The organism is Kitasatospora sp. NPDC093102 (assembly GCF_040683915.1).
GTDB lineage: Bacteria > Actinomycetota > Actinomycetes > Streptomycetales > Streptomycetaceae > Kitasatospora.
Genome location: NZ_JBFBFA010000004.1, coordinates 19,521 through 39,976, shown reverse-complemented (window position 1 = coordinate 39,976; position 20,456 = coordinate 19,521). Strand labels below are relative to the sequence as shown.

Genomic DNA, 20,456 nt, shown 5'->3' with positions numbered 1-20,456 from the left:
ACGGGCGATCGTCCGTACGGATTCCGGGGGCGGTGCGCGTGGGCCCCGACCGTTCGGCCGCCACTGACCGCAAGAGATCACTACTGTCGGCATCCACCACATGCGAAACAAGTGATTTGAAAAATTCTTCAATTTCATACATGCTGGCGTGCCGTTGGACCGGTACACGGCGCATCCGGGCGCCGGCGGACGCAGGAAGGGGCGGTCGTGACCGCGGCAATCGGCGAGCAACGGCCGGCAGCCGGCCGGTCGGAGGGGGGCGCGGGATGAGCCTCGCCACCGTCATGGGCGACCGGGTGCGTTCCGTCCTTCCCACCCGGGCGATCCTCGCCACCATGGGCCGCTCCCCGCGCAAGGACCTGCTCGCCGGCCTCACGGTGGCGATCGTGGCGCTGCCGCTGGCCCTCGGCTTCGGCATCTCCTCCGGCGCGGGCGCCGAGGCCGGACTGGCCACCGCCGTCGTCGCCGGGGCGCTGGCCGCCGTCTTCGGCGGCTCCAACCTCCAGGTGTCCGGGCCGACCGGCGCCATGACCGTCGTCCTCGTCCCGATCGTCGCCCGCTACGGAACCGGCGGCGTGCTGACCGTCGGCCTGCTGGCCGGGGTGGTCCTGGTGGCCCTCGCCCTGCTCCGGGCCGGGCGCTGGATGGCGTACGTGCCGGTGCCCGTGGTGGAGGGCTTCACCGTCGGCATCGCCGGGGTCATCGCCCTCCAGCAGGTGCCCGGCGCACTCGGAGTGCGCAAGCCCGAGGGCGACAACCCCGCGGTGGTCGCGGCCCGGGCGGTGCGCGACTTCGCTGCCGCACCGCACTGGGCCTCCGTCGGGGTGGCGCTCGCCGTCGCCGCCGTGATGCTGATCGGCGTACGGCTGCGGCCCGCACTGCCGTTCTCGTTGATCGCCGTCGTCGCCGCGACCGTCACCGCCAGGGCGGCCGGCCTGCCCGTCGCCACCATCGGCCACCTGCCCACCGGCCTGCCGGCGCCCTCGCTGGGCTTCCTCGACCTCTCCGCCGTCCCCGCGCTGCTGCCCTCCGCGTTCGCCGTCGCCGCGCTGGCCGCGCTGGAGTCACTGATGTCCGCCACCGCCGCCGACGCGATGAGCGTGTCCGAGCGCCACGACAGCGACCGCGAGCTGTTCGGCCAGGGCCTGGCCAACCTGGCCGCCCCGCTGTTCGGCGGTGTCGCCGCGACCGGCGCGATCGCCCGCACCGCCGTCAACGTGCGCTCCGGTGCCGCCTCCCGGCTCGCCGCCCTGGTGCACGCCGCCGTCCTCGCGGTGATCGTCTTCGCCGCCGCGCCGCTGGTCGCGGGGATTCCGCTGGCGGCCCTGGCCGGGGTCCTGATCGCCACCGCCGTCCGCATGGTCCAGGTCGGCTCGCTGCGGGCACTGGCCCGCACGGGGCGCGGCGAGGCCGCCGTGCTGGCCCTGACCGCCGTTGCCACCCTCGCCTTCGACCTGGTCACCGCCGTCGTCGTCGGCATGCTCGTCTCCGGTGTCCTGGCGCTCGCCGCCGTCGCGAAGGCCGCCCGGATCGAGCAGGTCCCGCTGCACGTCGACCTGCCCCCGGCCGACCACCACGAGGAGGAGCAGGCGCTGCTCGCCGAGCACATCGTCGCCTACCGGATCGACGGGCCGCTGCTGTTCGCCGCGGCCCACCGCTTCCTGCTCGAACTCACCGAGTCCGCCGAGGTCAGGGTGGCGATCCTGCGGATGTCGCGGGTCAGCGCGATCGACGCCAGCGGCGCCACCGTCCTCGGCGACGCCATCACCGAACTCCGGCGCCGCGGCACCCTCGTCCTCGTCTCCGGCATCCGCGACGAACACCACCGGCCACTGGACGCCCTCGGCGTGCTCGACCGGCTGCGCGCCGACGGGCACGTCTTCGCCACCACCCCCGAGGCCATCGCCCACGCCCGTACCCATCTGCACGACCGGGAGGCCCCCACCGGCCACGACCTCGCGGCCACCGGCCCGGCAGTTGACCGGAACCCCCGCTGACCTCCGCATTCGTCCCGCAGACCACCTCCGAACACCCTGGATATCCTGAACCCATGAGCGACAACCTTCCCCCGTGCCCGCAGTGCTCCAGCGAGTACACCTATGAGATGAACGCCCTCATGGTCTGCCCCGAGTGCGGCCACGAGTGGGTGCCCGCCGGCGCCGACCAGGCCGGAGCGCCGGCCGGCGAGCGCGTGATCAAGGACGCCGTCGGCAACGTGCTGAGCGACGGCGACACCGTGACGGTGGTCAAGGCGCTCAAGGTCAAGGGCAGCGCCTCCGGCATCAAGGCCGGCACCAAGGTGCGCAACATCCGCCTGGTGGACGGCGTCGACGGGCACGACATCGACTGCCGCATCGAGGGCTTCGGCGCCATGCAGCTCAAGTCCAGCGTGGTCAAGAAGGCCTGACCCGCGCCTGAACGGCCGCGCCCCGCCGAGGAGATCGGCGGGGCGCGGCCGTTCTGCTGTCCGGGGCCGGTCGAGGGTGGAGTCGCCCACCGAGTTAGTTGTATGCTCGCAATAATTACAACAACACAAATAATCGTGGAGCGTTCGTCATGCCCGATGCCGCCCGACCGCGGCCGTGGCTCGTGCTCGCCATCTGTTGCATGAGCCTGCTGATCGTCAGCCTCGACAACACCATCCTGAACGTGGCCCTGCCCGCCATCCGGCGCGACCTGGACACCTCGGTGTCCGGGCTGCAATGGACGGTCGACGCCTACACCCTGCTGCTGGCGAGCCTGCTGATGCTCTCCGGTTCGACCGCCGACCGGATCGGCCGCCGCCGGGTGTTCCGGATCGGGCTGGTGGTGTTCACCGGGGCCTCCCTGCTGTGCAGCCTGGCCCCCGGGCTCGGCTGGCTGATCGCCGCGCGGATGCTCCAGGCGGTCGGCGGATCGATGCTGAACCCCGTCGCCATGTCGATCATCAGCAACACCTTCACGGACTCCCGGCAGCGCGCCCGCGCGATCGGCGTCTGGAGCGGCGTGGTGGGCATCAGCATGGCCGCCGGACCGATCATCGGCGGCGCGCTGGTGGAGTCGGCCGGCTGGCGGGCGATCTTCTGGATCAACGTCCCGATCGGCCTGGCCGCGCTCTTCCTCACCGGCCGCTACGTGCCGGAGTCGCGGGCGGCCCGCACCCGCCGGGTGGATCCGGTCGGGCAACTGCTGGTCGTCGTGCTGCTCGCCGCCCTCACCTGCGCGATCATCGAGTCGCCGGAGCGCGGCTGGACCTCGCCCCTGGTGCTCGGCTGCACGGCGGCCGCGCTGGGCGCGCTGCTGGGCCTGCTGTGGTACGAACCCCGGCGCACCGACCCGCTGATCGACCTGAGGTTCTTCCGCTCCGCCCCCTTCTCGGGCGCCACCGTGATCGCGGTCGCCGCCTTCGCCGGCCTCGGCGGCTTCCTGTTCGTCAGCTCCCTGTACCTCCAGGACGTCCGCGGTCTCGACCCGCTGCACGCCGGGCTGTTCATGCTGCCGATGGCGGTCATGTCGCTGCTCACCGCGCCGCTGTCCGGCCGGATGGTGGCCACCCGCGGGCCGCGCACGCCGCTGCTGCTGGCCGGGACGGCGCTGACCGCGAGCGCCGTGCTCCAGGCGATCGGCTACTCCGAGCACCTGCCGACCGGTCTGCTGGTCCTCGCTTTCCTGCTCTTCGGCACCGGCTTCGGTCTGGTCAACGCGCCCATCACCAACACCGCCGTCTCCGGGATGCCCCGCTCGCAGGCCGGGGTGGCGGCCGCCGTCGCCTCCACCAGCCGGCAGGTCGGCCAGTCGCTGGGCGTCGCGGTGACCGGCGCCCTGATGGCCGGGGCGGCCCAGGCGGACCCGGCGGCCTTCACCGGGGCGGCACGGGCGGCGTGGTGGATCATCGCCGGCTGCGGTGCCGCCGTGTTGGTCACGGGTACGCTCACTTCCGGCCGGTGGGCCCGGGCGACGGCCGAGCGCACGGCGCAGCGGCTCGCCGCCGAGGGGGCGGCCGAGGGAACCGGGAAGACGAAGGAGACGGTGGACGCCTGATGGAGCGCCTTGACACCGGCGGGCACCCGGAGGGGAACGAGTCCGACACCGGAACGGCGGCCCGGGCCTGGCAGGGGATGTACGCGCTGGTGCTGGAGCGCTACGACCGCCGCAAGACCGTCGCCGAAGCCCTCGGCATGAGCTTCAGCCGGGTCAGGGCGCTGCGCCGGCTCGCCGCCGGCCCGATCACCCTGCGGGAGCTGGCCGAGCGGCTGGGCGCCGACCCGCCGTACACCAGCGTCATCGTGGACGACCTGGTGCGGCGCGGCCTCGCCGAACGCATCACCAACCCGGCCGACCGGCGCTCCAAGCTGGTCCACCTCACCGAGGAGGGCGAGGCGAAGGCCGCGCTCGCCACCGGGATCCTCACCACCCCGCCGGACGCGCTGCTCGCGCTGCCGCCGGAGGACATCCGCGCGCTCGACCGGGTGGTCGCGAAGCTCCTGGGCTGAGGCGCCGGTCCCGAGGAGATCTGCGGTTGGAGTGCCCCGGCCGACCCCTTCGGCGGCCCGCGCTCGCTCCGGGGCTCCCGGCCGGCCCGGGCGGTGTACCGGGCGGTGCGTGCCGGAGCCGAACTCGGCCGGGAGCGCCGGGTCCAGGGGCCGCCGGCGGTACACCCGTCGACGCTGCCCGACTGCCGCGTCCCCGACCTCACGGGACAGAACAGCTAGGCGACCCAGCCGGCGGTCAGGCTCTGCACGGCCGAGCCGTCGAGGTCCTTGAGCTTCGTTCCGGCGAAGGCCCGGGCGGCGTCGGAGGTGAGCAGCCGGAAGGCGGGGCGTTCGGCGGTGAGCTGGTCGAGGATCCGGGCGGCGACGTCCTCGGGTGCCTGCGCGTTGGCGAAGGCGCCGCGGGTGCGGTCCAGGTAGGCGGACAGGGCCGGTGCGTACGGCCCGGCCTGTTCCGGTGCGTCGTCCGCGAGGCCCACGTTGCCGACGAACTCGCTCGCCACCGCGCCCGGTTCGACGACGCCGACGGACACGCCGGCCGTGGCCGCGACCGGTGCGAGGGACTCCATGAAGCCCTCGACAGCGAACTTGGCGGCGCAGTACGCCTCGTTGAAGGGCTGGCCGACCACGCCGCCGACGCTGGTGACGGTCAGCACCCGGCCCTTGCTCGCCCGCAGCAGGGGCAGGGCGGCCTTCGTGACGTGCAGCACCCCGAAGAAGTTGACCTCCATGACGGCGCGGACGTCGTCCACGCTCTCCTGCTCCAGGGTGCCGACGTGGCCCGCACCGGCGTTGTTGACCAGTGCGTCCAGCCGGTCGAGGCCGGCCAGGCAGGCCTCGACGGACGCCGGGTCGGTCACGTCCAGCGCCCGGACGTCGACGGTGACCCCGGCCTCCTCCGCGGCCGCCAGCAGCGCGCCGGCCTTCGCGGTGTTCCGCATGGTGGCGATCACCTGCCAGCCGCCGCGCGCGGCGGCGACGGCGGTGGCCAGGCCGATGCCGGAGGAGGTGCCGGTGATCAGGACGGTCTTGTCGCTCATGTCGCTGCCCTCGGATACTTATGAGTCATAACCAATATGATCCATAACTATGTGCCCCGATATTTCACTTTGTCAAGCACCTGGATACCCTGGTGGTCATGCCTCACCCATCGGATGACCTCGCCAAGGAGATCGTCGGACTCTTCGCGGCCATCAACCGCCGCTACGGCCAGGAGTCCGAGGCCGCCGCAGCGGTCCACGACCTGACCCCGCTACAGGCCAAGGCACTGCTCGCCGCCGAGGCCCCGGTCCCGACGCGTCGCATCGCCGAGCGGCTGCACGCGGAGCCGTCCAACGTGACCGTGATCATCGACCGCCTGGAGTCCCGAGGCCTGGTCGAGCGCAGCGTCGATCCCGGTGACCGCCGCGTCAAGCGCGTCGCCGCCACCGCGGCCGGCCGCGACGTCGCCGCCGATCTGCGCGCCCGCATGCCCTTCGCCGGCGATCCCCTGGCCCGGCTCAGCGCCTCCCAGTGCGCGTCCCTGCGCGAACTCCTGCAGCTGATCCTGGAGGCCTGACGGCCGCTCCGACGACTGTGCGGGGTGGGCGACTCGGCGGCCCTGGCGCCCCGGAACAGCCTGAAGGGCCCCCGCGCGCGCGGGGGCCCTTCGGAATTCCTGCGGGGGGATTCCCCGGTGGGTGCGACTACTTCGCGCCGAAGGCCTTCTCGATGTCCTCGACGACCTTCTCCGCCGCGATCGGGCCGGAGCTGCTGCTCCACACCTGGCCGTCGACGCCCATGAGCTGGCCGGTGCCGACTGCCTTGAGACGGGTGAAGGCCTCCTGCTTGCGGGCGGTCTCCAGGGCCTTCTCGCCCTCGGCGTTCAGGGTGGCGACGAACACCCGGTCCGCGTCGGCCTTGTTGAGGTTCTCCAGGGACAGCGGGTCCGAGTGGGGCTGGGCGCCCAGGCCGTCGGCGATCGGCATGGTGCCGGCGCCGGCCTTCTTCAGCAGGTCGCCGGGCATGTTGGCGGTGTTCATCACGATCGGTCCGTTGGGCATCCAGCGCATCACCACGGCGCTGCCGGTCCTGCCCTCGCCGGCCTTGGCGGCGCGCTTGTCCAGGGCGTCCAGCTTGGCCGTCAGGTCGTCCTTGTGGCCGAGCGCGTCGCCGTACACGGCGAGCACCGAGCGCCAGTCGCCGGCCTTGGGGACGACGGTCGGGGCCACCGCCGCGAGCTTCTCGTACTGGGACTTCTCGATGCCCGAGGAGGCCAGGATGAGATCGGGGGCGGCCTTCAGGACGGCCTCGATGTTGGGCTCCTTGACCGTGGCCACCAGGGGGATGCCGTCGGCCTTCAGGTAGGCGGGGGCGGTGGTGCCGCCGCGGCTGGAACTGGTGCCCACGGGGGTGATGCCGAGCGAGAGGGCGGTGTCCAGCGAGGTGTCGCCGAGGGCGACGACCCGCTTGGCCTCGGCCGGGACCTCCACGGCGCCGAAGGCGGTGTCGATGCTGCGCCTGCCGTCCTTCGCGGCGGCGGACGAGGGGCCGGAGTCACCCGAGGGGCCGCCGGACCCCGAGGAGCCGCACGCGGTCAGGCCCAGGGAGAGGGCGCCGAGGACGGCCGCGCCGAACAGGGTCTTGGTAAAGCGGGTGCCAAGCATGGGTGTTCTCCGGGCAATGGTAGTTTACGGACGAACCGTTTTTCTGAGGTTAGCCTAACCATATGTAAGGCCCTGACGGGGAGGCCCGGTGTGACATTCCGATCACTCCTGCTGCGCGGACTGCTGCCCGCCGGCGCGATACTGCTGGCCGCCGTGCTGGCGAGCCTGCTGCTCGGCGCGGGCGATGTGGGGCCGTCACGGGCACTCGCCACGCTGCTCGGTGACGGGGACTCCGACTCCCGGTTCACCGTGTTCCACCTGCGCGTCCCGCGGACCGCCGTGGCCCTCGCGGTCGGACTGGCGCTCGGCGTGGCCGGCACCGTGCTGCAGGCCGCCGCCCGCAACCCGCTGGCCGAGCCCGGCCTGCTCGGCGTCAGCACCGGCGCCTCCTTCGCCGTCGTGATCGCGATCGTGCTCGGCGCCGGCGCCGCCAGTGTCGGCCCGTACGTCGCCGTCCTGGGCGCCGCCGCCGGCTGCCTGCTTTCGCTCGGCGCGGCCCGGCTGCGCGGCACCGGCGACGACCCCGTCCGGCTGGTGCTCGCCGGCGCGGCGCTGAGCGGGCTGATGAACGCCGGCTCCTCCGTCCTGCTGCTGTCCGACGCCCGGGCCGCCGACGAGATCCGGTTCTGGACCATCGGCTCGGTCGCCGGCCGCGGCACCGAGCAACTGGCGGCCGTGCTGCCGGTCCTGCTGCTCGGTCTGGTGCTGGCCCTGCTCTCCGGCCCGGCGCTGACCGCGCTCAGCCTCGGCGACGACGTCGCCACCGGCCTCGGCCACAAGCCCCGTCGGGCCCGCGCCCTCGCGGTGACCGCCGTCGCGCTGCTGGTCGGCGCCGCCACCGCGATCGCCGGACCGGTCTCCTTCGTCGGCCTGGTGGTTCCGTTCGCCGCCCGGGCCCTGGTCGGCCCGGACCTGCGCCGGCTGCTCGTGGTGTCCGCGCTGCTCGGGCCGGCCGTCGTGCTGCTCGCCGACGTGGCCTCCCGGCTGGTCGCCCGACCGTACGAGATGCCGCTCGGCGTGATGACCGCCCTGTGCGGCGCCCCCGTCCTGGTCGCCGTCGTCCGCTCGCACAGAATGCCCGCACTGTGAAGGCTCCTTCGAACACCGCCGCCGTGAAGAACGCGCCGAGCCCTGACGGCCCGAGCCCTGACGGCCCGAGCCCTGACAACCCCGCGGCCGCGACCCGGCGGTCGGCACCGCCCGTACCGCCCGGCACCCGGCTGCTCGCCCTGGGCGGCCGTTCGGTGCTCGTCCCGGTCCGGCCGCTGCTCGGCTGCACCGCCCTGCTGCTCGCCGTGGTCGCGGTGACCGCCGTCTGCCTGGCGGTCGGCGAGACCGACCTCGACCCGGTGACCGCCCTGCGCGCCGCCTTCGGCGACGGCACCGCACGCGACGTGCTGCTGGTGGAGAAGCTGCGGCTGCCCCGCGTCGAGGCCGCGCTGGCCGTCGGCGCCGCCCTCGGCGTCGCGGGCTGCCTGATGCAGACCCTCGCCCAGAACCGGCTGGCCACCCCGGACACCGTCGGCTTCAACGAGGGGGCCACCGCCTTCGCGGTCGCCTCCGTCACCGGCGTCGCCACCCAGCTGCTGCCCTCCGCCGCCGCCCTGGTGGGCGCCGCCACCGCCGCCTCGCTCGCCTTCGCCCTCGGTGGCGGGGCCGGCCGCAACGGTTACCGCTTCCTGGTGGTCGGCCTCGGCATCGGCGCGGTCTTCGGCGCGGTGACCAACCTGATGCTCTCCCGCGCCGCCGTCGACGCCGCCAACTCCGCCTTCGCCTGGACGGTCGGCACCCTCAACAGCCGGGACGCCGACGCCGTCGGCCACCTCCGGCTCGGCCTGCTGGTCTGCCTGCCCGCCGCCGTGCTGCTCGGCCGCCGGCTGTCGCTGCTGCGCTTCTCCGACGCCGTCGCCACCGGGCTGGGCGTGCGGGTGCGCGGTCTGCGGGTCGGCGTCCTGGTGGTCGCCGTGGTCTGCGCGGGCCTGGCGGTGGCCGTCGCCGGACCGCTCGGCATGATCGCGCTCGCCGCGCCCGAGGCCGCCCGCCGGATCGCCGGACCGCGTTGCGTGCCGGTGCTCACCTCGGCCGCCGCCGGAGCCGTCTTCACCCTGCTCGCCGACCTGATCGGCCGCACCGTCCTGTCGCCGCTGGAGGTGCCGGCCGGCCTGGTCACCGCCGTCGTGGGCGGCCCCTACCTGCTCTGGCTGCTGCTCACCACCCGTCCCCGGAGGACCGCATGACCGCCCGCACCGCCGCCGACGCGCACCGGCTGACGACCAGCGCGCTGAGCCTCGGCCACGACCGCACCATCGTGGTGCGCGAGCTCGACCTCGAACTGCCGCAGCAGCAGGTCACCGTCATCGTCGGCCCGAACGGCTGCGGCAAGTCCACCCTGCTCGGCGGCCTCGCCCGGACCATCGCCCCGCGCTCCGGCGCCGTGCTGCTCGACGGCAAGCCGCTGACCTCGCTGTCCACCCGCGCGATCGCCCGGATCGTCGGCCTGCTGCCGCAGTCCGCCACCGCCCCGGACGGGCTGACCGTGCGTGACCTGGTCCGCTACGGCCGCCAGCCGCACCAGGGCCTGCTGCGGCAGTGGTCCGCCGCCGACGCCGAGGCGGTGGAGCACGCGCTCACCGCCGCCGACCTGCACGAGCTGGCCGACCGCCCACTGGACACCCTCTCCGGCGGCCAGCGCCAACGCGCCTGGATCGCCATGGCCGTCGCCCAGGACACCGACATCCTGATGCTGGACGAACCCACCTCGGCGCTGGACATGGGCCACGCCCTGGAGGTGCTGGAGATGGTGCGCGGCCTGACCGGGCGCGGCCGCACCGTCGTCCTCGTCCTGCACGACCTCACCACCGCCTGCCGCTACGCCGACCACATGGTGGCCATGCGGGACGGCCGGGTGGCCGCCCAGGGCGCGCCGCGCGACATCGTCACCCCCGAGCTGGTGCGCGAGCTGTACGGGGTGGAGAGCGCGATCCTCACCGACCCGGTGCACGGCACCCCGGTGGTCTGCCCGGTCGGTCTCAGCGCCCGCCCCGCCCGGGCCCGGTGACGGTCCCGGCCGCCGGCCCGGTCAGCCGGCCAGGCCCGGCAGGACCTGGGCGCCCGGCAGCTTCGCCAGGGCCCACCCGGGCAGGATGAGCTTGCCCCGGCGCCGGCCGCTGCCGACCAGGACGTACGGGGCCGCGGCCACCGCCTCGTCGATCAGCAGCGGCCAGTCGCCGGGCAGACCGACGGGGGTGATGCCGCCGTACTCCATGCCGGTCAGCTCGACCGCGGTGTCCATCGGCGCGAAGGACGCCTTGCGCGCCCCCAGGTGGGTGCGCACCGCCTTGTTCACGTCCACCCGGGTGGTCGCCAGGGCCAGGCACGCGGCCAGCGTCACCTCCCCGGCGCGCTTGGCGGCGACCACCACGCAGTTGGCGGAGAGTTCCGGCGGCACGTCGTAGGCCGCGCAGAAGACGGCGGTGTCCGCCTGTTCCGGATCGCTGTCCACGTAGAGCACCGAGGCGGCCGCCCCGGGCGCGCCCCAGTTCTTCAGCGCGTCGGCGACGGGCGCGGCGAGGTCCGCGCAGACCTCCAGCGCGGCCGCGGCGGTGGCGAAGTTCCCGAAGGGCGGGTGTACGGACTCACTCATGGGACCGGACTGTAGCGCGCCCGGCACCCCGGTCAGCCGTACGGGACGACCGCGACCGGGCAGTGCACGTGGTGGATCGCGGCGTGCGCCACCGGGCCGAGGTGGTGATGGCGCAGCGGCTTCCGCCGGACGCGGCGGCCGACGACCAGCAGCCGGGCCGTCGCGGCTGCGTCCACCAGTTCGACGGCGGCCTTGCCGCGGATCAGGTCGGCGGTCACCGCCACCTCGGGGTGCCGGGCCCGCCAGGGCTCCAGGGCCTGCGCGAGCCCGCTGCGCTCCACGCCGGAGACCTCGCCCTCCAGCCCGCCGATCGCCCCGTAGGACATGTACTCGGTGCCGGCCGGCGGGGACCAGACGTGGATCACCCGCAGCGGCGCCGAGCGGAGCGCGGCGGCCTCGAAGGCGAAGGCCAGCACCTCGTCCGCCGGGTGCGCCAGGTCCAGGCCGACCGTCACCGCGCCGGCCGGTTCGTCCCCGCCGGCCCGCACCAGCACCACCGGGCAGGCCGCCCTCCGCAGCACCTCCTGGCTCACCGAGCCGACCAGGAACCCGCGCAGGGTTCCCAGCCCGTGCGAGCCGAGCACCAGCAGGGCGGCACCCTGCGCGGCGGCCTCCAGTGCCTCGACGGGATCGGCGGCCACCGAGGTGGCGGAGACCGCCACCTCGGGTGCCAGTGCTCGCAGCTCGCCCTCCCGTTCGGCGAGTTGAGCCAGTGCGGGATGGTCGCCCCGTTCGCTCCCGGGTGCGAGGTGCTTCGGCCGGGGCCAGGCCTGGAGGACGTCCAGACGCAGGCCGCGGCGCTGCGCCTCGCGGGCGGCCCACGCGGCGGCGGCCAGGCTTTCGGGTGAGCCGTCGAATCCGACGACGACGTGTCCGGTCACGGCGTGCTCCTCAGTTCCGGTGCGGCCCCAGTATCCGCGCCGGTCCCGGCGGGCGCCTCCCGGCAGCGGCTCGCGGTACGGAGGGTGACCGCGTGGCGCTTCGGCGGCTCCGGTTCGGCCGTCCGGCTGGTCGGCCGGCCGGCGGCGCGGCCCGCCCGGGCCCGGAGGGGGCGCCGGGCTAGGGTCGGCCGGGCCGCTCCGTGCCAGCCCGGGAGAACGATGCCGAGGGTCCCCGATTTCCGCTCGCGATGGACGGGCGCAGCCGCCGGACTGGCCGTACTCGCCTCCGCCCTGGTGGGCTGCGGGGGTGACGGGAACGGTGGCCCCGTCACCTTGAACTGGTACAACTTCCCGGACGACTCGGGCGCCCTCCAGCAGGCCGCCGACCGCTGCGGGCGGCAGTCCGGCGGCCGCTACACGATCCGCTACGACAAGCTGCCCCGGGGTGCGGACGGCCAGCGCCAGCAGCTGGTGCGCCGGATGGCGGCGCACGACGCCGGCGTGGACATCCTCGGCCTGGACGTCACCTGGCCCGCCGAGTTCGCCGAGGCCGGCTGGATCCGCGAGTGGACCGGGGCGATGCGCGAGCAGGCCACCGCCGACACCCTCGACGCGGCGGTGCGGACCGCGACCTGGCGGGACCGGCTGTACGCCGTGCCGTACAACTCCAACACCCAGCTGCTCTGGTACCGCGACGACCTGGTGCCGACCCCGCCCAGGACCTGGGCGGAGATGCTCTCCCGGGCGCAGGAGCTGGCCCGCGAGGGCAAGCCGCACTTCGTGGAGATCCAGGGCGCCCAGTACGAAGGGCTGACGGTCTGGTTCAACACGCTGGTCACCAGCGCGGGCGGCTCGATCCTCACCCCCGACGCGCAGGCGCCCTCGCTCGGGGCGCCCGCCGTCACGGCCGCCGGGGTGATGCGGGACCTGGCGGTCTCGGAGGCCGCCGACCCCTCGCTGCCGAACCAGATGGAGGACCAGAACCGGCTCGCCATGGAGTCCGGCACGGCCGCGTTCGAACTCAACTACCCCTTCGTCTACCCCTCGATGAGGGCCAACCGGCCGGAGCTGTTCCCGCACTTCCGCTGGGCCCCGTACCCCGCGGTGAGCGCCGACCGCCCCGCCAGCGTGACCATCGGCGGGATCGACCTCGCGGTGGGCGCCTACAGCCGGCACCCCGACCTCGCCGCCGAGGCCACCCTCTGCCTGCGCGACCGGGACAACCAGCTCACCAACGCGCTGAAGGGCGGCCTCCCGCCCTCGCTGCGGAGCCTGTACGAGACGGCCGAGCTCACCGCGAGCTACCCGTTCGCCGCCGACGTGCTGGCCGCCCTCGACTCCGCGAGCGTGCGGCCGCAGACCCCGGCCTACCAGAACGTCTCGATCGCCGTCTCGCACACCCTCTCCCCGCCCGCCGACATCCACCCGGAGCAGAACGTGGCCGACCTCCACGGGCAGATCCAGGACGCCCTCGGCTCGAAGGGGCTGATCCCGTGACACCGTCCACCGAGGCCGCCGAGGCCCCGCCGGAACCGGCCGGGCCGTCGCGCGGTGCCCGCCAGGAGCGCAGGCTGGGCCTGCTGTTGTGCGCCCCCGCGGTGATCGTGATGCTGGCCGTCACCGCGTACCCGATCGGCTACGCCGTCCACCTCTCCCTGCACCGCTACGACCTGCGCTTCCCCGAGCAGGCGCACTGGGTCGGCCTCGCCAACTACGGCGCGGTGCTGGCCTCCCCGTTCTGGTGGCAGGCGCTCGGCGTCACGGTGCTGATCACCGTGGTGTCGGTGGCCGTCGAGCTGGTGCTCGGCCTGGCGCTCGCGCTGGTGATGCACCGCACGATCTTCGGCCGCGGCACCGTGCGCACCGCGGTGCTGGTGCCGTACGGGATCGTCACGGTGGTCGCCGCCTACTCCTGGCAGTACGCCTGGACACCGGGCACCGGGTACCTGGCCGCCCTGCTGCCGGAGGGCAGCGCCCCGCTGACCGGGCAGTGGCCGGCCATCGGTCTGATCATCCTCGCGGAGGTGTGGAAGACCACCCCGTTCATGGCGCTGCTGCTGCTCGCCGGCCTGGCACTCGTCCCGGACGAGACGGTCCGGGCGGCGATGGTGGACGGCGCGAGCTCCGGGCAGCGGCTGCGGCTGGTGATCCTGCCGCTGATGAAGCCGGCGATCCTGGTCGCGCTGCTCTTCCGCACCCTGGACGCCTTCCGGATCTTCGACAACATCTACGTGCTGACCGGTGGCGCCAACGACACCGGCTCGGTGTCGATCCTCGGCTACGACAACCTCTTCACCGCGCTCAACCTGGGCATCGGTTCGGCGATCTCGGTGCTGATCTTCGTCTGCGTGGCGCTCGTCGCGCTGGTCTTCGTCAAGCTGTTCGGCGCGGCCGCGCCCGGCGCGGATCCGGAGCGCCGATGACCGGCGGACACGCCCGGACGGTGACCGGCTGGGGCATCGCCAACCTGGTGATCGTGCTCTACGCGCTGTTCCCGGTGTGGTGGATCGTGGCGCTCTCCTTCAAGGACCCGAGCACCCTGTCCGACGGCGACTTCGTGCCCCGCCGGTGGACCCTGGCCAACTACCGCGGCATCTTCCACACCTCGGAGTTCACCCACGCCCTGGTCAACTCGATCGGCATCGCGGTGATCGCCACCACCGTCGCGGTCGTGCTCGGCACGATGGCCGCGTACGCGGTGGCCCGGCTGCGCTTCCCCGGCAAGCGACTGCTGATCGGGGTGTCCCTGCTGATCGCGATGTTCCCCCCGATCTCGCTGGTCTCGCCGCTGTTCGACATCGAGCGGGCGCTCGGCCTGTTCGACACCTGGCCCGGGCTGATCATCCCGTACACGACCTTCTCGCTGCCGCTGGCGATCTACACGCTCTCGGCGTTCTTCCGGGAGATCCCCTGGGACCTGGAGAAGGCGGCCAAGGTGGACGGCGCCACGCCGTGGCAGGCGTTCCGGCTGGTCATCGCGCCGCTGGCGGCGCCGGGCGTGTTCACCACCGCCATCCTGGTCTTCATCTTCTGCTGGAACGACTTCCTGTTCGCGATCTCGCTGACCTCCACCACTTCGGCCCGGACGGTTCCGGCGGCCATCGCCTTCTTCACCGGAAGCTCCCAGTTCGAGCAGCCGACCGGCTCGATCGCGGCCGCCGCCGTGATCATCACGATCCCGATCGTGGTCTTCGTGCTGCTGTTCCAGCGCCGCATCGTCGCCGGGCTCACCGCCGGCGCAGTCAAGGGCTGAGGCCCGACCCGAGACCCAGCGGATGAGCCCGCCCCACCCGGCGGACCAGGAAGGCGGACCGTGGCCGAGATCGTCCTCGACGGCATCACCAAGCGCTACCCCGACGGCGTCCTCGCCGTCCACGACGTCAACCTCACCATCGCCGACGGCGAGTTCGTGATCCTGGTCGGCCCGTCCGGCTGCGGCAAGTCCACCACGCTCAACATGATCGCCGGGCTGGAGGACATCACCGAGGGCAGCCTGCGGATCGCCGGGGAGGTGGTCAACGACCGCGCGCCCAAGGACCGCGACATCGCGATGGTGTTCCAGAGCTACGCCCTCTACCCGCACATGAGCGTGCGCGACAACATGGGCTTCGCGCTGCGCCTGGCCAAGGTCGACAAGCCGACCATCGCCGCCAAGGTCGAGGAGGCCGCCCGCATCCTGGACCTCACCCGGCACCTGGACCGCAAGCCGGCCAACCTCTCCGGCGGGCAGCGCCAGCGGGTCGCGATGGGCCGGGCGATCGTCCGCGACCCCAAGGTCTTCCTGATGGACGAGCCGCTGTCCAACCTGGACGCCAAGCTCCGGGTGCAGATGCGGACCCAGATCGCCGCCCTCCAGCGCCGCCTGGGGACCACCACCGTCTACGTCACCCACGACCAGGTCGAGGCGATGACGCTCGGCGACCGGGTGGTGGTGCTGCGCTCCGGCGTCGTCCAGCAGGTCGGCTCGCCGCAGCAGTTGTACGACGAGCCGGTGAACCTCTTCGTCGCCGGGTTCATCGGTTCGCCCGGCATGAACTTCCTCGGCGCGGTGCTGGAGCACAACGCCCTGCGCACCTCGCTGGGCGACCTGCCGTTGGACGACCGCACCCGGCGCGCCCTGGAGCGTGCGGACACGCCGCGCGAACTGATCGTCGGCGTCCGCCCCGAGGACTTCGAGGACGCCGCCCTGGCCGAGGGGCACACCGGAGGGGTCACCGTCACCGTGACCGTCGACGTCCGGGAGTCGGTCGGCTCGGACGTCTACGTGCACTTCGCGGAGGAGGGTGGACCGGCGGCGGCCGAGGAACTCGCCGAGCTCGCCGCCGACTCGGGCCGGTCCGACACCGGCATGCAGGAGCACCGGGTGGTCGCCCGGCTGAGCACCGGCACCCGGGCCGCCGAGGGAAGCCCGCTGGAGCTGCGGGTGGACACGGCGCGCATCCACGTCTTCGACCCCCGCAGCGGGGCCAACCTGACCCACCCGGAGCGTTCGTAGCTTGGCACGGAAGGCCCAACCCCTGGCCGACGCGCGGTGTGCCTGACCATGGCCGTTCAGAAGTCGACCTACATTGCCCGGATATGAGAGAAGATGTCGGAATCAGTCGCCGGTCGATGCTCAAGGCCCTCCCCGCAGCCGCCATCCTCGCGGCAGCCTCCGACGGGATCCTCGCCCCGTCGCGGGCGGCGGCCGCCGCGGTGCCCTTCCCGCAGCCGGCCGTACGGGCCTCGCGGCCGGCCGCAGGCGTCTCGCGGCCGGGCTCCGGCCGGCCGGGGGCGGTGCTCGAGCAGATGCTCGACGTGCGGTTCACGGACACCCGCGTCCCCGGCTACGGCACGGTCACCACGCGCACCTACAACGGGACCATCCCCGGGCCGACCCTGCGGGTGCGCGGCGGCGACACCCTGCGGCTGACCCAGGTCAACGGCCTGCCGCCCAACCGGCCGTACGACGGCAACCACAACCACCCGCACCGCGAGAACAGCTTCAACCTGCACACCCACGGCCTGCACGTCTCCCCGTCCGGGCGCGCCGACAACATCCTGCGCGAGTTCGCACCGCGCACGGCCGACGAGGTCGAGGCCGGCGCCCCGGAGCCGTCGTACCTGACCGTCATCGACATCCCGGCCGACCACCCGGCCGGCACGTACTGGTACCACCCGCACGTCCACGGGGCCACCGCCGGGCAGATCGCCGGGGGGATGGCCGGGGTCGTCATCGTCGAGGGCGACGTCGACGAGGTGCCGGAGATCGCGGCCGCCGCCGACCTCGTCGTCTGCATCAACGAACTCAAGCTCAAGGACGGCCGGGTCCCCGACTTCACCGCCGACAACTCGCTCACCGGCACGCCGTCCGCCTTCACCGTCAACGGCCAGGTCAACCCCACCCTCGTGCTGCGCCCGGGCGAGGTCCAGCGCTGGCGGCTGGTGGCGGCGACCGGCTTCACCACGCTGTCGCTCCAGGTGGCCGACGGGGACGCCACGTTGACGATGCATCAGATCGCCCGGGACGGCGTGACCTTCCCCGCCTCGGTCGCCACCGAGGTGCTGCTGCTGGCCCCCGGCAACCGCGCCGACGTGCTGGTGCGGGGCGGCGGGGCCGGGACGTACGAACTGCGGGCCAAGGGCGTGTCCGTCCCGCTGATGACGGTCGAGGTGGCGGGGGAGGCCGTCGAGCCGCCGATGGGACTGCCGGTCACCCTGCCGCAGGGCAAGCCGTTCCTCGACGAGGCCGACATCGCCAACCCTGGCGCCGATCGCACGGTGGTCTTCCACGTCGACCCGGGCGTCTTCGACAAGCCGTTCCCCAACGCCTACCGCCTCCTCGGCAGCCACCCGACCCCGGCGGCCGACCCCGAGGGCGACCTCACCCGCGACCCCGCCTACGGCCTGTTCGACCCCAAGGACGTCAACCACACCCTGAAGCTCGGCACCGTCGAGCGGTGGACCCTGCACACCGACGACACCGCGCCGGGCTTCCACCACTCGTTCCACCTGCACACCAACCACGTCCTCGTCACCCACCGCAACGGTGTGCGGCTCGACCCGCCGGTGTGGCAGGACACCGTGGACCTGGCCGGGGGCGAGCCGGGCGACACCGTCACCTTGCTGGTCGCGTACGAGGACTTCCCCGGCCGTACCGTCCTGCACTGCCACCAGCTCCAGCACGAGGACCTCGGCATGATGCAGCTGATCGACTACGCCAGGCCGCGGCGGCCGATCCGGCCGGATCGGCCGGATCACTCGGACCGCCCGGATGGGCAGGGGCAGTCGGGGCGGCCCCTGCCGACCGGCCGCTGAGCCGGGCGGTCAGGGCCGGAACGGCACCTCGACCGCGCCGTCCCGCTCGCGCCGGACCATCTCGCAGGGCCGGCGGGCCTCCGTACGGGCCGGGTACGCATGCCTCCGCTTCCCCGTTCGAGCCGGTACGGCCCGCGCGGTCCCGGGGCTGCGCGTCCGAGGGCGGGGGAGCCGGTCCGGCTGGAGGCCGCGCTCGTGGTGGTCCTGCGGGACCACCACGAGCGCTGGGCCTGACGGCCGGGCCGGGACCCCGGGGGCGAGCCCGCGTGAGTACCCCGGAAACGGAGCAGGAAAACCTCCGGATCGTGAGTTCGGAACCGGATCCCGGGGTAGAACGACTCATGCAGCGGCCGTGTCCGAACCGGCTGCTCCAGCACCGTGGACGGTGCCACCGGGACCGCGCTTGAAGAAGCCGGGCACAGGTCCTGGGGGAAGAAGTCCGCGACGCACCAGGTGCGAGTCCGCACGCGTCGCCGGGCGTTCACCCCGATGCCCAGGAGAAATCAGGTGTCCATCAACCTGGAAACAACCGCTGAAGGAGTCGCGCCTTCGGACCTGCCGCCCGACCTGCCGCCGAGACCGACGGCGGCCGAACTGCGCCGGATGGGGAAGTCCGAGGCGCGCGAACTGAGCGACGCGCTGTTCGAGCGGCTGGCCGGGCTGGCCCAGGAGACCCACGCCTACAGCTACGTCCGCGGCACGATCATCGAGCTCAACATGCCGCTGGTGCGCTTCATCGCGGCCCGCTTCCGCCACCGCGCCGAGGACATGGACGACATCCTCCAGGTCGGCACGATCGGCCTGATCAAGGCCGTCGACGGTTACGACCCGCAGCGCGGCGTCGAGTTCGTCACCTACGCGATCCCGACCATCACCGGGGAGATCAAGCGGTTCTTCCGCGACACGTCGTGGCCGGTGCGGGTCCCGCGCAGCATGCAGGAGCTCTACCTGTCCGTCGCCCGGGGCTCGGACCGCCTGGAGCAGGAGCTCGGCCGGCTGCCGCAGCCCGAGGAGATCGCCGAGGACCTGGACATCACCGTCGAGCAGGCCACCGAGGGGCTGATGGCGGGCCGGGTCTACCGCCCCGACTCCCTGGACGCGCTGCGTGACCAGGACACCGACGAGACGGGCAGCGCCCTGCTCGACCGCCTCGGCGACTGCGACCCCGGCATCGAACTCGTCGACTTCCGCATCGCCGTCCGCCCGCTGCTGGCCCGGCTGCCCGCGCGCGAGCAGACCGTCCTCAAGCTGCGGTTCTGGGACGGGTGCACCCAGTCCCGGATAGCCGAGCGGATCGGTGTCTCCCAGATGCACGTCTCCCGGCTGCTCAGCGCCACCCTGGCCCGGCTGCGCGAGGAGCTGGAGGACCGGGAGGCCCCCGGCTGGGCCGACGAGCCCGAGGAAGTCGGCTGAGACGGCCGGCTGGACCAGGCCGGGCTGCCGGCGGGCTGACCACCGAGGGCCGGCCACCGAGGGCGGCCGGCCGGCGGCGTGGCTTCGCTGCGTGATCGGCGCATACTTTCCGTAAACACACGGAGGTGCTCATGCGCATGGTGGATGTCGCGGCCCTCGGCCGACTGGTCGCGGAGTACGAGGCCCTGTCCTCGTCGAGTTCGCCGGAAGCCGGGCAGCGGCTGCGCGACGTCTGCTACACGATCGGCATCTACACGGGGGAGGCCGACGCGGCCCGTGCGGTCGCCCGGGCCCGTGAGCTGCTGGACCGCCAGGGCCCGGGCGGCGCCGGCGGGACGGCGGCCGGGGCCCGGGCGACGGACCGGGCCCGCGCGACGCTGCTGGCCGTACTCGGCGAGCTCGCGGCCCGCGAGCGGGTGCGGTCCGGGTCCTTCCCCACGCTGCACGACGTGGTGCAGCTGACCAGGGTCACCGTCCCGCACTGCGTGGGCGCCGCCGTCAGCACCTGGCACGACGACGGCTCGGTCGAGACCTTCGCGGCCACGCCGTCGTACCTGCTGGCCCTCGAACGCGCGCAGGGCGGGGCGGAGGCGGGCCTCCTGGCCCGGCTCCGCCGCCAGGGCGAGGGGCAGGTCGTGGTGCGGCTCGACCCGGGCCGGCCGGGCCGGTTCGCCGACCGGGCCCGGCGCTGCGGCGTACGGGCCGTGGCCGGTGCGCACCTGCGCACCCACCCGCACGGCTGCACCGTGTTCAGCGCGTACCTGCGCACACCGGCCGAGCCCGGTACGCCGGCCCTCGGGCTGGTGGAGGTGCTCGCCCTCCAGGCGTCGGCCGCCCTCGACCGCTTCGCGCTGTCCAGGGCGGTGGCCGACCTGCTGGACCGCCGGCACGCCACCGGCCTGGCCATCGGCATCACCGCCGAGCGGTTCGGCGTGACCCCGCACACCGCGCTGAGCCTGCTGGTCGCGGCCGCCCAGCGGCTGGGCACGGACCTCGACACGGTGGCCCGGCGGCTGGCCGAGGGCGACCGGCTGCGGTCCGCGCCCGGCGAGTGGAGCGGCTCGTAGCGCGGCCGGGGTCTCCGGGCGGCCGGGGCCGAGGGGCCCGG

The 20,456-nt window shown here is 73.7% G+C and carries 19 protein-coding genes; 15 read left to right on the top strand and 4 right to left on the bottom strand.

The features are described from left to right. Positions 1-266 precede the first annotated feature (266 nt). The 4 genes from AB0O11_RS07935 to AB0O11_RS07920 all read left to right on the top strand — a co-directional run bounded on the left by AB0O11_RS07935 (position 267) and on the right by AB0O11_RS07920 (position 4,472). On the top strand, positions 267-1,997 hold the full coding sequence (locus AB0O11_RS07935; protein WP_363383092.1) for a SulP family inorganic anion transporter: 1,731 nt from the start codon (positions 267-269) through the stop codon (positions 1,995-1,997). A 53-nt stretch (positions 1,998-2,050) separates the two neighbouring features. Beyond that, a complete protein-coding gene (locus tag AB0O11_RS07930) occupies positions 2,051-2,407 on the top strand; it encodes a zinc ribbon domain-containing protein YjdM (RefSeq protein WP_363383090.1) in 357 nt (118 codons plus the stop codon). Between the two features lie 149 nt (positions 2,408-2,556). Beyond that, positions 2,557-4,020 carry an MFS transporter gene (locus AB0O11_RS07925; protein WP_363383088.1) on the top strand — a complete coding sequence of 488 codons (1,464 nt, stop codon included), beginning with the start codon at positions 2,557-2,559 and terminating at the stop codon, positions 4,018-4,020. Beyond that, positions 4,020-4,472: a MarR family transcriptional regulator gene (locus AB0O11_RS07920; protein ID WP_363383085.1), complete on the top strand. Its 453-nt coding sequence runs from the start codon at positions 4,020-4,022 to the stop codon at positions 4,470-4,472. The genes AB0O11_RS07925 and AB0O11_RS07920 overlap by 1 nt, the downstream gene beginning before the upstream one ends. Before the next feature lie 215 nt (positions 4,473-4,687). On the opposite strand, the gene AB0O11_RS07915 is transcribed toward AB0O11_RS07920, so the two are convergent. Further along, positions 4,688-5,509, bottom strand: a complete 822-nt coding sequence (locus tag AB0O11_RS07915) for an SDR family oxidoreductase (RefSeq protein WP_363383082.1) — start codon at positions 5,507-5,509, stop codon at positions 4,688-4,690. A 98-nt stretch (positions 5,510-5,607) separates the two neighbouring features. Between AB0O11_RS07915 and AB0O11_RS07910 the strand changes: the two genes are divergently transcribed. Then, positions 5,608-6,027, top strand: coding sequence for a MarR family transcriptional regulator (locus AB0O11_RS07910; RefSeq protein ID WP_363383080.1), 420 nt, complete (start codon positions 5,608-5,610; stop codon positions 6,025-6,027). Positions 6,028-6,154: 127 nt separating this feature from the next. On the opposite strand, the gene AB0O11_RS07905 is transcribed toward AB0O11_RS07910, so the two are convergent. Then, positions 6,155-7,114 carry an ABC transporter substrate-binding protein gene (locus AB0O11_RS07905; RefSeq protein ID WP_363383079.1) on the bottom strand — a complete coding sequence of 320 codons (960 nt, stop codon included), beginning with the start codon at positions 7,112-7,114 and terminating at the stop codon, positions 6,155-6,157. Positions 7,115-7,204: 90 nt separating this feature from the next. Here AB0O11_RS07905 and AB0O11_RS07900 point away from each other — a divergent pair, with 90 nt between their 5' ends. From AB0O11_RS07900 to AB0O11_RS07890, 3 genes are read left to right on the top strand one after another with little or no spacing between them, the layout of a single operon-like run. Further along, positions 7,205-8,203, top strand: coding sequence for an iron ABC transporter permease (locus tag AB0O11_RS07900; RefSeq protein ID WP_363383078.1), 999 nt, complete (start codon positions 7,205-7,207; stop codon positions 8,201-8,203). After that, complete coding sequence (locus AB0O11_RS07895) at positions 8,200-9,351, top strand: iron ABC transporter permease (protein ID WP_363383075.1); 1,152 nt, start codon at positions 8,200-8,202, stop codon at positions 9,349-9,351. The genes AB0O11_RS07900 and AB0O11_RS07895 overlap by 4 nt, the downstream gene beginning before the upstream one ends. Continuing rightward, a complete protein-coding gene (locus AB0O11_RS07890; RefSeq protein WP_363383073.1) occupies positions 9,348-10,172 on the top strand; it encodes an ABC transporter ATP-binding protein in 825 nt (274 codons plus the stop codon). Before AB0O11_RS07895 ends, AB0O11_RS07890 begins: the two co-directional genes overlap by 4 nt. 21 nt (positions 10,173-10,193) lie before the next feature. Here AB0O11_RS07890 and AB0O11_RS07885 read toward each other — a convergent pair whose 3' ends face one another. After that, positions 10,194-10,757 (bottom strand): YbaK/EbsC family protein, encoded by a 564-nt coding sequence (locus tag AB0O11_RS07885; protein WP_363383072.1) that lies wholly within the window; start codon positions 10,755-10,757, stop codon positions 10,194-10,196. Positions 10,758-10,789: 32 nt separating this feature from the next. Next, positions 10,790-11,638: a universal stress protein gene (locus AB0O11_RS07880; RefSeq protein WP_363383069.1), complete on the bottom strand. Its 849-nt coding sequence runs from the start codon at positions 11,636-11,638 to the stop codon at positions 10,790-10,792. Between the two features lie 333 nt (positions 11,639-11,971). Here AB0O11_RS07880 and AB0O11_RS07875 point away from each other — a divergent pair, with 333 nt between their 5' ends. The 7 genes from AB0O11_RS07875 to AB0O11_RS07845 all read left to right on the top strand — a co-directional run bounded on the left by AB0O11_RS07875 (position 11,972) and on the right by AB0O11_RS07845 (position 20,415). Continuing rightward, entirely contained in the window at positions 11,972-13,135 is a 1,164-nt protein-coding gene (locus AB0O11_RS07875) for an ABC transporter substrate-binding protein (protein ID WP_363383068.1), read from the top strand. Next, the gene (locus tag AB0O11_RS07870) at positions 13,132-14,061 is read left to right on the top strand and encodes a sugar ABC transporter permease (RefSeq protein WP_363383065.1); all 930 of its coding nucleotides are present in this window, start codon (positions 13,132-13,134) and stop codon (positions 14,059-14,061) included. The genes AB0O11_RS07875 and AB0O11_RS07870 overlap by 4 nt, the downstream gene beginning before the upstream one ends. Next, on the top strand, positions 14,058-14,891 hold the full coding sequence (locus AB0O11_RS07865; RefSeq protein ID WP_363383064.1) for a carbohydrate ABC transporter permease: 834 nt from the start codon (positions 14,058-14,060) through the stop codon (positions 14,889-14,891). Before AB0O11_RS07870 ends, AB0O11_RS07865 begins: the two co-directional genes overlap by 4 nt. A 60-nt stretch (positions 14,892-14,951) precedes the next feature. After that, positions 14,952-16,133 carry a sn-glycerol-3-phosphate ABC transporter ATP-binding protein UgpC gene (gene ugpC / locus AB0O11_RS07860; RefSeq protein ID WP_363383061.1) on the top strand — a complete coding sequence of 394 codons (1,182 nt, stop codon included), beginning with the start codon at positions 14,952-14,954 and terminating at the stop codon, positions 16,131-16,133. An 83-nt stretch (positions 16,134-16,216) separates the two neighbouring features. Beyond that, the gene (locus tag AB0O11_RS07855; protein WP_363383059.1) at positions 16,217-17,935 is read left to right on the top strand and encodes a multicopper oxidase domain-containing protein; all 1,719 of its coding nucleotides are present in this window, start codon (positions 16,217-16,219) and stop codon (positions 17,933-17,935) included. 507 nt (positions 17,936-18,442) lie between these two features. Beyond that, positions 18,443-19,348 (top strand): SigB/SigF/SigG family RNA polymerase sigma factor, encoded by a 906-nt coding sequence (locus AB0O11_RS07850; RefSeq protein WP_363383056.1) that lies wholly within the window; start codon positions 18,443-18,445, stop codon positions 19,346-19,348. Positions 19,349-19,485: 137 nt separating this feature from the next. Then, positions 19,486-20,415, top strand: a complete 930-nt coding sequence (locus AB0O11_RS07845; RefSeq protein WP_363383053.1) for a DUF5133 domain-containing protein — start codon at positions 19,486-19,488, stop codon at positions 20,413-20,415. The last annotated feature ends 41 nt before the right edge of the window (positions 20,416-20,456 follow it).

What these genes read in the sequence shown, in the direction of transcription:
- AB0O11_RS07845 (WP_363383053.1), top strand. Translation starts at nt 19,486, where the DNA reads ATGGTGGATGTCGCGGCCCTCGGCCGACTGGTCGCGGAGTACGAGGCC.
- AB0O11_RS07925 (WP_363383088.1), top strand. Translation starts at nt 2,557, where the DNA reads ATGCCCGATGCCGCCCGACCGCGGCCGTGGCTCGTGCTCGCCATCTGT.
- AB0O11_RS07920 (WP_363383085.1), top strand. Translation starts at nt 4,020, where the DNA reads ATGGAGCGCCTTGACACCGGCGGGCACCCGGAGGGGAACGAGTCCGAC.
- AB0O11_RS07910 (WP_363383080.1), top strand. Translation starts at nt 5,608, where the DNA reads ATGCCTCACCCATCGGATGACCTCGCCAAGGAGATCGTCGGACTCTTC.
- AB0O11_RS07905 (WP_363383079.1), bottom strand. Translation starts at nt 7,114, where the DNA reads ATGCTTGGCACCCGCTTTACCAAGACCCTGTTCGGCGCGGCCGTCCTC.
- AB0O11_RS07855 (WP_363383059.1), top strand. Translation starts at nt 16,217, where the DNA reads ATGAGAGAAGATGTCGGAATCAGTCGCCGGTCGATGCTCAAGGCCCTC.
- AB0O11_RS07865 (WP_363383064.1), top strand. Translation starts at nt 14,058, where the DNA reads ATGACCGGCGGACACGCCCGGACGGTGACCGGCTGGGGCATCGCCAAC.
- AB0O11_RS07890 (WP_363383073.1), top strand. Translation starts at nt 9,348, where the DNA reads ATGACCGCCCGCACCGCCGCCGACGCGCACCGGCTGACGACCAGCGCG.
- AB0O11_RS07885 (WP_363383072.1), bottom strand. Translation starts at nt 10,757, where the DNA reads ATGAGTGAGTCCGTACACCCGCCCTTCGGGAACTTCGCCACCGCCGCG.
- AB0O11_RS07930 (WP_363383090.1), top strand. Translation starts at nt 2,051, where the DNA reads ATGAGCGACAACCTTCCCCCGTGCCCGCAGTGCTCCAGCGAGTACACC.
- AB0O11_RS07915 (WP_363383082.1), bottom strand. Translation starts at nt 5,509, where the DNA reads ATGAGCGACAAGACCGTCCTGATCACCGGCACCTCCTCCGGCATCGGC.
- AB0O11_RS07935 (WP_363383092.1), top strand. Translation starts at nt 267, where the DNA reads ATGAGCCTCGCCACCGTCATGGGCGACCGGGTGCGTTCCGTCCTTCCC.